Origin of the sequence: Campylobacter peloridis LMG 23910 (assembly GCF_000816785.1) — a bacterium.
In the GTDB taxonomy this organism is placed as follows: domain Bacteria; phylum Campylobacterota; class Campylobacteria; order Campylobacterales; family Campylobacteraceae; genus Campylobacter_D; species Campylobacter_D peloridis.
On sequence record NZ_CP007766.1, the window covers coordinates 698,278 to 710,786 of the forward strand.

At 28.3% G+C, this 12,509-nt stretch carries 11 protein-coding genes; 5 read left to right on the forward strand and 6 right to left on the reverse strand.

Annotated elements, in window-relative coordinates:
* The first annotated feature begins 9 nt into the window (after positions 1-9).
* The 5 genes from tyrS to CPEL_RS03480 are packed head-to-tail and all read left to right on the forward strand — an operon-like array spanning position 10 to position 6,812.
* Positions 10-1,212 carry a tyrosine--tRNA ligase gene (tyrS, locus tag CPEL_RS03460; RefSeq protein ID WP_044598614.1) on the forward strand — a complete coding sequence of 401 codons (1,203 nt, stop codon included), beginning with the start codon at positions 10-12 and terminating at the stop codon, positions 1,210-1,212.
* Positions 1,212-2,309, forward strand: a complete 1,098-nt coding sequence (locus CPEL_RS03465; protein WP_044598615.1) for a nitronate monooxygenase — start codon at positions 1,212-1,214, stop codon at positions 2,307-2,309. Before tyrS ends, CPEL_RS03465 begins: the two co-directional genes overlap by 1 nt.
* Positions 2,302-4,092 (forward strand): N-acetylmuramoyl-L-alanine amidase, encoded by a 1,791-nt coding sequence (locus CPEL_RS03470; RefSeq protein WP_044598616.1) that lies wholly within the window; start codon positions 2,302-2,304, stop codon positions 4,090-4,092. The genes CPEL_RS03465 and CPEL_RS03470 overlap by 8 nt, the downstream gene beginning before the upstream one ends.
* A complete protein-coding gene (gene mnmC, locus CPEL_RS03475) occupies positions 4,089-5,930 on the forward strand; it encodes a bifunctional tRNA (5-methylaminomethyl-2-thiouridine)(34)-methyltransferase MnmC2/FAD-dependent 5-carboxymethylaminomethyl-2-thiouridine(34) oxidoreductase MnmC1 (protein WP_044598617.1) in 1,842 nt (613 codons plus the stop codon). Before CPEL_RS03470 ends, mnmC begins: the two co-directional genes overlap by 4 nt.
* A gap of 57 nt (positions 5,931-5,987) precedes the next feature.
* Positions 5,988-6,812, forward strand: coding sequence for an inverse autotransporter beta-barrel domain-containing protein (locus CPEL_RS03480; RefSeq protein ID WP_044598618.1), 825 nt, complete (start codon positions 5,988-5,990; stop codon positions 6,810-6,812).
* Here the strand turns inward: CPEL_RS03480 and rseP are convergent.
* Genes rseP through CPEL_RS03510 form a run of 6 tightly spaced genes read right to left on the reverse strand, consistent with a single transcriptional unit; the run spans position 6,809 to position 12,474 of the window.
* Positions 6,809-7,915, reverse strand: a complete 1,107-nt coding sequence (gene rseP / locus CPEL_RS03485; RefSeq protein ID WP_044598619.1) for an RIP metalloprotease RseP — start codon at positions 7,913-7,915, stop codon at positions 6,809-6,811. The genes CPEL_RS03480 and rseP overlap by 4 nt on opposite strands.
* Positions 7,916-7,917: 2 nt before the next feature.
* Complete coding sequence (pgsA, locus tag CPEL_RS03490; RefSeq protein WP_044599515.1) at positions 7,918-8,448, reverse strand: CDP-diacylglycerol--glycerol-3-phosphate 3-phosphatidyltransferase; 531 nt, start codon at positions 8,446-8,448, stop codon at positions 7,918-7,920.
* A gap of 52 nt (positions 8,449-8,500) precedes the next feature.
* Entirely contained in the window at positions 8,501-9,280 is a 780-nt protein-coding gene (locus CPEL_RS03495) for an enoyl-ACP reductase (protein ID WP_044598620.1), read from the reverse strand.
* Positions 9,280-10,176 carry a 4-hydroxy-tetrahydrodipicolinate synthase gene (dapA, locus tag CPEL_RS03500; protein WP_044598621.1) on the reverse strand — a complete coding sequence of 299 codons (897 nt, stop codon included), beginning with the start codon at positions 10,174-10,176 and terminating at the stop codon, positions 9,280-9,282. The genes CPEL_RS03495 and dapA overlap by 1 nt, the downstream gene beginning before the upstream one ends.
* Positions 10,166-11,419, reverse strand: a complete 1,254-nt coding sequence (locus tag CPEL_RS03505) for a M16 family metallopeptidase (protein WP_044598622.1) — start codon at positions 11,417-11,419, stop codon at positions 10,166-10,168. Before CPEL_RS03505 ends, dapA begins: the two co-directional genes overlap by 11 nt.
* A complete protein-coding gene (locus CPEL_RS03510; protein WP_044598623.1) occupies positions 11,416-12,474 on the reverse strand; it encodes a quinone-dependent dihydroorotate dehydrogenase in 1,059 nt (352 codons plus the stop codon). Before CPEL_RS03510 ends, CPEL_RS03505 begins: the two co-directional genes overlap by 4 nt.
* Positions 12,475-12,509 lie beyond the last annotated feature (35 nt).

The window sequence follows — 12,509 nt, forward strand, 5'->3', positions numbered from 1 at the left end:
AGGTTTTTTATGAATATTGATGAAATTATAAATGAAGTTAAAAGAGGCGTAGCTGAAATTATTGATGAAGAAAGATTGGTTTTTTTGATTAAAAAATATTACGAAAAAGGTGAAAATTTTTTTATAAAAGCTGGTTTTGATCCAACTGCTGCTGATTTACATTTAGGCCACACCGTTGTTTTAAGTAAAATGGCTATGCTTCAAAAACATGGAGCTATAGTGCAGTTTTTAATAGGTGATTTTACTGCTCAAATTGGAGATCCAACAGGAAAGAGTGTTACAAGAAAAAAACTTGATAAAGAAGAGGTTTTAAAGAATGCAAAAACTTACCAAGAACAGGTTTTTAAAATTTTAGATCCAAATAAAACTCAAATTCATTTTAATTCCAAATGGCTTAATGATTTGGGTGCTAGCGGTATAGTAGAGCTTACTTCAACTTTTAGTGTTGCTAGAATGCTTGAAAGAGATGATTTTACTAAGCGTTTTAAGGAGCAAAGTCCTATATCAATTTGTGAGTTTTTATATCCACTTTTGCAAGGTTATGATAGTGTTGCTTTAAAAAGTGATATAGAAATGGGTGGAACGGATCAAAAATTTAATCTTTTAATGGGAAGACATTTACAAAGAATATATAATTGCCAAAAAGAGCAAGCTGTTGTAATGATGCCATTGCTTGAAGGACTTGATGGTGTAAATAAAATGAGCAAAAGTTTAGGTAATTATATAGGTGTAACAGAAAATGCAAATGATATGTATGCAAAAGTTTTAAGCATAAGCGATGAGTTGATGTTTAGATATTATGAGCTTTTAAGTGAAAAAAGTTTAGCTGAAATTCTAAAAATAAAAGAAGATGTTGCAAGTGGTTCTTTGCACCCTAAAAAAGCTAAAGAAAATTTGGCTTTAGAAATAGTAAGTCGTTTTCATTCTAAAGAGTGCGCGTTAAAAGCTAAGGAAGAATTTGATAAAATTCATAGTGCAAAAGAGCTTCCTAGTGATATGCCAAGCTTTATTTTAGAGGGTGGTATTTGGATTGCAAAAGCTATGGTAGAGTGTAAAATGGAAAACTCCACTTCAGCGGCAAGAAGATTGATTAAATCAAATGCAGTGAGTATTAATGGAGAAAAAGTTCAAGATGAGCAGTTTCAACTAGAAAGCGGAGAATATGTTTTACAAGTTGGAAAAAGAAAATTTGCAAAATTAAAGGTGATATAATGAGTTTTAAAGCTTTAAAAATTGGAAAGCATGAAATAAAATATCCTATATTTCAAGGTGGTATGGGGCTTGGTATTAGTTGGGATAAATTAGCATCAGCAGTTTCTTTAAATGGTGGTTTAGGTATTATATCTTCTGTGGGTACTGGGTATTATGAAAATAGAACTCATATAGACAAAGAATTTAATGCAAAGCCTTATGGTAGCGATAATTTTTATTCTAAAGCTGGTTTGAAAGCTTTGATAGACAATGCTAGAAAGGTTTGTAAAGATGCACCTTTGGGCTGTAATATTTTATGTGCAAGTAACAATTATGCACAAATTGCACGCAATGCTTGTGAAGTAGGTTTTAATATAATAGTATCAGGTGCAGGACTTCCTACAAATTTGCCTGAATTTACTCAAGATTATCCTGATGTAGCTTTAGTGCCTATAGTATCTTCAGCTAAGGCTTTGAAAATTATTTGTAAAAGATGGCAAAGTAGATACAATCGCTTGCCTGATGCAGTAGTTGTTGAAGGTCCAAAGAGTGGAGGACATCAAGGTTTTACTTATGAGCAGTGTTTAATGCAAGAGTATCAGCTAGAAAATGTAGTTCCACAAGTTGCACAAGAAATTAAAAATTGGGGTGATATTCCTTTGATCGCAGCAGGTGGAATTTGGGATAAACAAGACATTGAAAAAATGATTTCTTTAGGTGCAAATGGAGTTCAAATGGGGACTCGTTTTATAGGAACTTTTGAATGCGATGCAAGTGAAGATTTTAAACAAGTATTACTTGATTGTAAAAAAGAAGATATAGAACTTTTAAAATCTCCTGTAGGATATCCTGCAAGAGGAGTAAGAACTAATCTTTTAAATTTAGTAGATAAAAGAATGGGGCCAAAAATTTCTTGTGTTAGCAACTGCGTTGCACCATGTGGAAGAGGTAAAGAAGCTACTAAAGTAGGTTATTGTATAGCTGATAGATTATACGATGCATGGAGCGGAAAAAAAGATACGGGATTATTTTTTACTGGAGCTAATGGATATAAACTTGATAAACTTATTAGCGTTGAAGAATTAATGAAAAAATTAGTTAATGGTGAAGATGCTTAGAATAATTTTTATCTTATTATTTTTTCATTATAGTATTTTTGCTAATGCTGAGATTAAAAAATTTGATCAAATTTTTTTAAGTTCTTCATCTGAAATAAAATTGCAATTACACCAGCAATTAAAATCTTTGTATATACAAAGTGTTATTAGTGATAATCAAGATGATAAAAAAGAAATTTTAAAAAGATTGATTATTAGCTCTAATTCTTTAGGGTTTGATGATAAAGCATATATAGAAGAATTAAAAGATGAAGGTGTTAAAGATGAGGAAATTAAAAGATTAAAAAATGCACTTAATGTAATTCAAGATCAAAAAATCAAAAAGATAGGAACTAAACAGGAAAATATTAGTAAAAAAGAAGATAGTAAAAAAGAAGATAGTAAAAAAGAAGAGCTCGCGATTTTAGCTGTTGAAAAAAAAATAAATGGTGTTTTGCTTAATTTAAATGGCAATATTGAACAAAAAGATATAAAAAACTTTACATTAAAAGGGGATAATTTTCGTTATGTTGCAGATTTTAGCGGAATTTTAAAAGGTGCTAAACAAAATTTTGAATTTAAAGATTTTGACATTATTGTTTCTCAGTTTAATCCTGCTACTATAAGAATAGTTTTAACATCTAAAAAAGAGTTAAAAGTTAAAATAGAATTAAAAGAAAAAATACTTTTTATGGGAATAGATGAAAATAAAAAAATAGAAGCAAAACCTAATTTAGAAAAAAACAAAAAAGTATCTACTACTAAGAAAAAAGAAGAACCTTTGTATATTTTAAAATCTTTAAAAGAAAAAAATGGAATTAGTGTTAAATTAGATAATGAACTTGATTATGAAGATATAAAAATTAACTCTTTTAAAGATGGAAAAACATATAGATCTATTGTGAGTTTTAAGGCTATTTTAGAAGGGGATAGAAAAAAATATGATATAAATAAAAATCAATCTATTACCTTAGTTCAGTATGATAAGACGACAGTAAGAATAGTCTTAAGTTCTTTAAATGATTTTAAAGTAAATATCGATTTAGATGATGATGATTTGTTTGTAGGTTTTGAAAAAAAAGCTTCTAGTAAAACTTCTGTAAAAAAAATTACGAGTAAAAAGCAAGGTAAAGTTATAGTTATTGATCCTGGACATGGTGGTAAGGATCCTGGAACTTTAGGAGATAAAGGTGTTAGAGAAAAAGATGTGGTTTTGAGTGTGGCATTAAAATTAGGAAATGAATTAAAAAAAAGAGGATATAAGATATATTATACAAGAAGTACAGATAAATTTATAAATCTTAGAGATAGAACTTCTATGGCAAATGAAAAAATGGCAGATTTGTTTATTTCAATCCATGCAAATGCCGCTCCAAATAAACAAAGAGCAAAAACTTTACAAGGGATAGAAACTTTCTTTTTGTCTCCTGCAAGAAGTGAAAGAAGCAAAAAGGCTGCTGAGTTAGAAAATCAATCAGATTTTGAGGAAATGAATTATTTCTCCAAACAAACATTTTTAAATTTCTTAAATCGTGAAAAAATAGTTGCTTCTAATAAATTAGCTATTGATGTGCAAAAAAAAATCTTAAGCAATGTGAGAAAAAAATATAAAGTTGTTGATGGTGGTGTTAGAGAAGCGCCTTTTTGGGTGTTAGTAGGAGCTCAAATGCCTGCTATTTTAATAGAAACAGGTTATATTAGTCATCCTAGCGAAAGATCAAGACTTACAAATAAAAATTTTCAAGAATTGCTAGCTATTGGTATAGCAAATGGCATAGAAAGTTATTTTTACAAAAATCAATGAAAAAAGCTAATATTATCATAAAAGATAACGCTCCATATTCTTTAGACTTTGAAGATTATTATTTCAATTCTAATGATGGATTAAACGAAAGTAAATTTATTTATACTAATGCTTTTGAATTTAGTAATTCTCAAAATATTATTGCAGAACTTGGTTTTGGTATAGGTTTAAATTTTTTTCTCACTTTAAAGCGTTTTTTGATTGAAAAAAAAGAAAATCAAAGGCTTTTTTATATTAGTTTTGAAAATTTTTATATTGAAAAAGAAACATTAAGAGAAATTTATAAAAAACTTAATTTTTATGATGAATTTAAAGATATTTTAGAATATTTTTTACAATTTTATCCACCTTGTAAAGATGGGGTTTATAGATTTTATTTTCAAAATTGTTTTTTAGATTTAGTTTTTGGAGAAGCTAAAGAGAAATTATCTAATTTAAGTTTTCAAGCTAATGTTTGGTATTTAGATGGTTTTGCACCTTCTAAAAATAGTGATATGTTTGATAAGGATATTATAAAATTAGTAGCTAAAAATTCAAGTGTAAATGCAAATGTTTTAACTTTTTCTGCTGCTAGTTCACTTAAAAATGCATTGTGTGAGAATAATTTTAATGTTAAGAAGGTCAAAGGTTATAAAAAAAGAGAAATGCTTCAGGCTAATTTTAAGGGTTTGAAAGAAGAAAAATATGATACTTTGGCTTATTTTAACACACCTTCTTTGAATAAAAAAATTAAAAAAATAGCTATTATAGGGGCTGGTATATCAGGAGCTAGTTTAGCTTATGAGCTTTCTTTAAGATCTTGTGAAGTTGATATTTTTGAAAAGGAAAATACATTAGCTCAAGGAGCATCTGGTAATATTAATGGTATCTTAAGTTCTTTAATCTTAAAACCTAATGTTTTATTGGGAGAATTTTCTCAGTATGCGTTTTTAGAAGCTAGTAGGTTTTACAGACAAATTTTAAAACTTACTCCTGAAGGTGTTTATGAATTTGCGTATAATCAATTAATGCAAGATCGTTTTGCAAGCCAAAAAAATAATGTTTTATTTGAAATAGATGGCAATAAGGCTTTCTTAAAAGATGGTTTTTGCATTAAACCACAAGAGGTTGTAAAAACGCTTTTGGAAAAAAGTCAGGCAAAAATATTTTTTGAACATGATTTTAAAGGATATTCTTATATAAATGAAAAATTTATTTTAGATTTTAATAATCAGATATCTTTGCAAGATTACGATGTTTTGATTTTTGCTCAAGGTGCTAATGTAAAAAACTTTTTATCTTATAAATATATGAATTTAAGTAGCGTTAGAGGGCAATGTACTCATGTAAAACCTTTTTTGGATAATTTACATGCCTTTTCTTCTAAAGGCTATATTTGCCCTATAAATAAAGAAGCAAATTTGCAACTTATTGGTGCAAGTTATGATAGATTGAGTCAAGAATGCAAATTATCAAGAAGCGATGATTTGCAAAATATTGAAAACATAAAGGAATTTTTACAAAATCAAAATTTAGAAATTATCGGAGGCAAGGTTGGTTTTAGATCCTACTCAAGTGATAGATTTGCTATCGTAGGGCAAGCTTATGATGAGGATTTTTATTTAGAAAATTACAAAGCTCTTTTATGGCATAAAAATAAAAATCAAAAAAAATTAGAATCTTTCAAGCCATTATATTTTTCAATAGCACATGGCTCAAGAGCTTTTGCTAGTGCTATAGTATCTGCTAGAATTATTTCTTCTTTGATTTTTGATGAGCCTAGGATTGAAAAACATTTTATACATGCTTTGCACCCTGCTAGATTTTTAATTCGTAAGTTAAGAAAGGGTTTGATTTAAAACATCTGTTAATGATAAGATATTATATTACTTATAAATTAGAATTAATGGTGTGTAATGAGAATCTTTTATTTGGTTTTATTTTTATTTAGTCAAAGTTTTTCTTCTAGTTTAGAAGAGAGTTTAAATGTAGATACTAACATCACGCTTGATACAAATAAAGAAAAAGTTTCAAAACAAGTTTTATTTAAAAAACCAGAAGAATATCATGCTCAAAATATAGATTTTAACACTTTTGCATCAAATTCTTTAGGAAAACTTTTAAATTTAAGCTCTCATGATAAAACAGAATCGAATATAGATTTTAATGCTTTAAATATTAATATTAAAAATATTAATTCTTTGTTAGATTATGAAAATTCTTCTTTGCTTTTAGAAAAACAAGCAAAAATAGGTGAATTAGAGCAAGCATATTCTATAGGACTTATTAATCGTTATGAATTTGATAATTTAAAATTTGGTTTTAATTTTTTTAACGATCAATATAAAGAAACATATGCTAAAAAAAGTTTTGGAACAGAGTTGCAATTTAGTAGTTTATTTAAGGCTTATGCAAATTATTATGATATTAAGGAAAATGATGCTGATGATAGTACTGAAGTGGGTATTATGTTTGATTTACCATATTTTCGTGTTTTGAATATAAATACAAATATTAAAGAAACTCAAAAGCAATATAATATTACTTATTCTCCATTTTCAATTTTAGACTTATCGTTAAACTATCAAGATGAAAAAATATCAAAAGATCAAACTGCTATGTGGGTTAAATTTAAGCTTAGTTATGAACAAAATCTTATAAAACAAATCTACAATGGATGGTATCAACCAAATCATATTAATCAATTTGATAGATATGATTTTGCAACTAGAAATTACTAATTACTCATAAAACGGGTTATATCATTATAAGTAACAAATATCATTAAGGTTAAAAGTAGAGCCATTCCAAAATAACTAAGATACTCAAAACATATTCTTGGGACTTCTTTTTTAAAAATTAACTCATAAAAATTAAAGAGTATATGTCCTCCATCTAAAGCAGGAATAGGTAGTAAATTTAAAACACCAAGATTGATAGAAATTAAAGCTGTGATTAAAAATAAAACTACTATGCTAGTATTTGCTGCCTTGGAGGTTATATCTACCATAGTGATAATTCCACCCATATTTTTAGCGTCTAATTCTCCGCTTATGATTTTAGCTAATCCTTTAAAAATCAACATAGAAGCTTCTAGGCTTTCTTCATAAGCATATTTTATACTACTAAAACCTTGATGATAAATAGTTACAAATTCATTTTTAGGAGCTATACCAATAAGTGGTTTTTGCACTTTTTGATAAAATTCATTATAACCTTGATCAATTTGTGGGGTAAGGGTGATATCGATAATTTGCCCATTTCTTTCTATTTTTAATAAAGTAGGTTTGATATGAACTAGTTTGCTAATTTCTTCAAAATTTTGAATTTTTATTCCATCAATGGCTAAAATTTTATCTCCAATTTGTAAATTTGCTTTAGCAGCTGCTGAATTAGGAGCTATATTTCCTATGATAGGAGCTATTTTTTGAATACCTAAAAAACCTATGGCTATATAGAGCAAAAAAGCTAAGAAAAAATTAAAAAATGGCCCTGCAAAAAGTATATAAATTTTAGCTAAAGGTGTTAAGCTATTATAGCTATTAGGATCATAGTTTTTTTCGCTTGGATTTAAGTCATCTTGTCCTTTGAGCTTAACATACCCACCAAAAGGTAAAGCTGATAAACGATATTCTGTATTTTTGTATTGTCTTTTAAAAATTGCTTTTCCAAAACCTATGCTAAAAATTTCTACATCTACTTTCATATGCTTTGCAGCCAAAAAATGTCCCAACTCGTGAAAGAAAATTAAAAAAGATATTACTAAAAGTGTTATTAAAAAACTAAAAGAATAAAATTTAAATCCTATGGCTAAAATGATAAATAAAAAAATATATGATTTCAATGTTAAACCTTTTTTAGGTGATTTACATAAGCTAAAATATATTCAAAAGCAGAATATAAAGTTAGTATTAAAGCAATGAATAATAAAACATTAGCAAATGGCCATTGCATAATTAAAAATATAATAGCTATCATTTGAAATGTCGTTTTTATTTTTCCCGCAAAAGAAGCACTGACATCAATCTTTTCACTAACCATAACAACTCTAAAACCAGTGATAAAAAATTCTCTTACTAAAATGATGTAAATTATCCAAGGATCAGCTCTTTGGGTTAATAATAAACCCAAAAAAGCAGCCAAAACAAGCATTTTATCAGCTAGTGGATCGATGATAGCCCCAAGCTTTGTTGTTTGATTCCAAGTTCTTGCGATATAACCATCAAAAAAATCTGTTAAAGCAGCTATGCCAAATACAACACAAGCAAAGTAATTTACCCAGCTAGGATGGATATTTTCAAAATCATTGATTAATAAAAAAAATAAAAGCGGGGCTAATAGTATTCTTATAAAAGCTAAGATATTGGGTAAATTCATTATTGTTTGAAATTTCCTTATATTAAAATACCCCAAAAAAATGGGGTTAAAATTATTTAAAAGTAGTTCCACCATCTACAATTAAAGTGTGGCCTGTGATCCAATTTGCCTTATTTGAACATAAAAATAAACAAGCTCCAGCTAAATCCTGAGGCTCTCCAATACGATTTAACGGACTAAGATTAATAGTTGCATTTTTAACTTCTTCGTAGTTTGTGAAAGCTTTAAGTGCGTCGGTATCAATCGGCCCACCACTTACCACATTAACGCGTATATTTTTAGAACCAAGTTCAGTAGCTGCATAGCGTGCCATAGCCTCTACTGCGGCTTTAGCTGTGCCATGTCCTGCATAATTTTCAATGTGAACTAAATTTCCAGTCGATGATATAGAAATTATACTACCACCACCAGCTTTTTCCATTCTTTTTGCTGCTTCTTGTGCTCCTACTACAAAAGCATTTACGGTTGCTGTAAAAATATTATTTATTCCACGAGGTTTTAATTTCATAAATTTAGTATATCCACCTACAACAGCACGACCTGAGATAATAGCATTAGAGATGAAAAAATCTATTCTGTCAAAATCTTGATCAATTTTTTCAAATAATTCTTTATAAGTTTCTGGTTCAAGTATGTTAAATTCATAAGCTTTTGCTTTAATTTTATAGTTATTTTCTAAATCCTTTACCATATCCTCAGCAATTTGTGCATTAGAATTATAAGTAAAAGCTATATTAGCTCCTGCTTTTGCAAACTCATATACTATAGCTTTTCCAATTCCTCTTGTTCCACCGCTAATAACTAAAGTTTTGTTTTGAAAAAAAGTATCCATTAAAATCCTTTGATATTATAATTTTTCATAATTGTTTCTATTTTTGCTAAATTACAATCGCTAGGTTTACAAAGTGGTAAACGATACTCTAAAGTAGGGGTTAAACCTGCAATAAACATCGCCGCTTTAATAGGTATAGGATTGCTTTCGCAAAATAAAATTTTATTAATATTATACAACTCATCGTTAATTTTTTTTGCTTCAATGTATTTTTCTTCTAAAGCTAAATGAGTTAATTTTGAAATCATATCAGGAAGTAAATTTGAAGTAACTGAAATGACTCCTTTGCCACCATTTGAAAGTATAGGATAATTAATAGCATCTTCTCCGCTTAAAAGCATCATTCTAGGCTCATGTGCCAATAAATCAACACATTTATCAATGCTCCCGCTAGCTTCTTTAACCCCATAAATATTTTCACAATCTCTAAACAACCTTATAATGGTATCAGTTTGAAGTTCGCATCCTGTTCTTCCTGGGACATTATATAAAAGAACAGGTATATCAATACTTTTTGCTATTTCTTTATAGTGAAGATACAAACCCTCTTGAGTTGGTTTATTATAGTATGGAGTTACGCTTAAAATACCATCAGCACCATGTTCTTGGGCAAATTTAGCTAAGCTTACAGCTTCGTGCGTAGCATTGCTTCCTGCTCCTGCTAAAACTTTACAATCACTTCCTTTACAAGCATCTAAAGCTATTTCTATGCAAATTCTATGCTCTTCATGTGTCAAAGTAGCACTTTCTCCGGTGGTTCCAACAGGAACAACTGCATCAATTCCATTTGCAATTTGTCTTTTTATAAGTTTGTGATAAGTTTGCTCATCTAATTTTCCATTTTTAAATGGAGTTATTAAAGCTGTCATTGCACCTATAATAATTTTATTGTTCATCTTCACTCCTTCTTAAAATGATAGTAGTGGATTTGTTTTCATGAAAATATTTTTTAGCACAAGTAATCAAATCTTTTTTGCTTAATGCATTTATGTTTTTTTCATAATCAAGCAAAGGTTTTAAATCTCCTTTTGCAAGATAAGAGCCATAGATGTTTGAAACACTACTTGCATTGTTTAAAGAAAATATAAAATCACTTTTTACAGAATTTTTAATTTTTGTTAAAATTTTATCATCAAATTGACCATTTTTGATATTTTCTAAAATCTTTAAGAGTTCTTTTTCAACATCTTCTGCTTTAATATTTTCATTGCATACGCAAATAAATATAAATAAATTCTCATCTATATTTTCACTCGCATAAGCATAAAATTCGTTGATTAATTCTAATTTATCAATTAAAATTTCACTTATTAAAGAACTTTTTCCATTACCTAAAAGTTCGCTCAATGCACAAAGTTTTGGCATATCTTCATGATTAAATGCTGGAATTTTATATGCAAGTGCTAGTAATTGCGTGTCACTTTCTTTATGCAAGATTACGCGTTTGGCACCATCTTGCTCAGGTTCTTTTTCATGAACTATAGGAATTTCTTTGGTATTTTTTATATCTTGAAAGTGTTTTTTAGCTAAAGTAAAAACTTCATTTTCATTTATATCTCCACTAACCAATAATATAGCATTTTTTGGTTGATAAAAAGTTTGATGAAATTCTTGTATATCCTCTATTTTCCAATTTTGTATATCTTTAAAAAATCCTATCGGGGTCCAATGGTATGGATGATGTAAAAAGGCATGATTGTATAATCTAAAATACAAATAACCCAAAGGATTATTATCAGTTCTCCAACGCCTTTCTTCTAAAACAACATTTCTTTCAGGTTGAAACTCATCATCTTTTAAATTTAAATTACGCATTAATTCAGCAAAAAGCCATAAAGATTTATCTAAATTTTCACTAGAACATTTTATAAAATAATGCGTATAGTCAAAGCCAGTGCTTGCATTATCTACCCCACCAAAACCTTTAACTATTTTATCAAATTCACCTGCTTTTAAATTTTTTGTACTTTTAAAATTTAAATGTTCAAGCATATGGGCTATGCCGCTTTTTCCCATTTTTTCATTTCTTGAGCCAACTTTATAAAATATATCTACACTTATAACTCCGCTTTTTTTGTTAACAGGTAAAGTGTAAATTTCAAGTTTATTTTCAAGGGTGATTTTTTGATAATTAATCATTTAAAATTTACTCCTATAGCTTGACTAATATGATTAAACCCATCTTGTTTTAAAAGCTCGATTAAACCTTGGTTGATGTTTTTAACAATACTTGGTCCTTTAAAAATCATAGCTGTATAAATTTGTATTAAACTTGCTCCATTTTTAATACGCTCATAAGCAAGCTGGGCACTATCTATACCGCCACTTGCTATTAAAATAGTATCTTTATAAATTTCTTTAGCCACTTCTTTAAAAAATGTTGCACTTTTTTGAGTGATTAATCTACCACTAATTCCACCAAAGGTTCTTGCATTATCAATTAAAGAATAATCTATGCTAGTATTTGCCATGATAATACCATCAGCTTTTGCTTTAATTGCACTTTTACAAAGCAAAATAGCATTATCTATACTCATATCTGGTGCAATTTTTAAAATTATAGGTTTATCAGTAATTTCTTTTGCTTTTTGAAAAAGCAGTGTAATAAATTCTTCACTTTGAAGATCTCTTAAATTTTTGGTATTTGGAGAGGATATATTAATAACAAATAAATCACATAAGTTTTTAAATTCATTTAGTAAGATAATATAATCATTTATAGCCTCTTCATTTGGTGTGATTTTATTTTTGCCTATATTTGCTATCAAAGGTATGCTAAAAGGGTATATTTTTCTTAATTCTTTTGCAATTGCATCTTTACCTTTGTTGTTAAAACCCATCGCATTTTGAATGCTTTCTTGTTCAACAAGTCTAAAAAGTCTAGGCTTTTCATTTCCACTTTGAGGTTTAGGGGTAAAAGTTCCATATTCTAAAAAACCAAAACCTAAAGCACTTAATGGTCTTATCATAGTTGCGTTTTTATCAAAACCACCTGCTAAACCCACTGGATTATAAAATTTAAGATTAAAAATTTCTTGATTTAAAGTTTCATCATTGATGATGTAATTTTTTGCAAAAAAACTTAGTCCACCTGGGAAGATGCAATCTAACGAACGCATTCCAAATTCCACTAAAGCATGAGCATTTTCAGGTTCAAGCTTATAAAGCAAAGGTTTTATATCATCATAAGTCATATTATTTCCTTACATATCTTACAAAATATAGTATT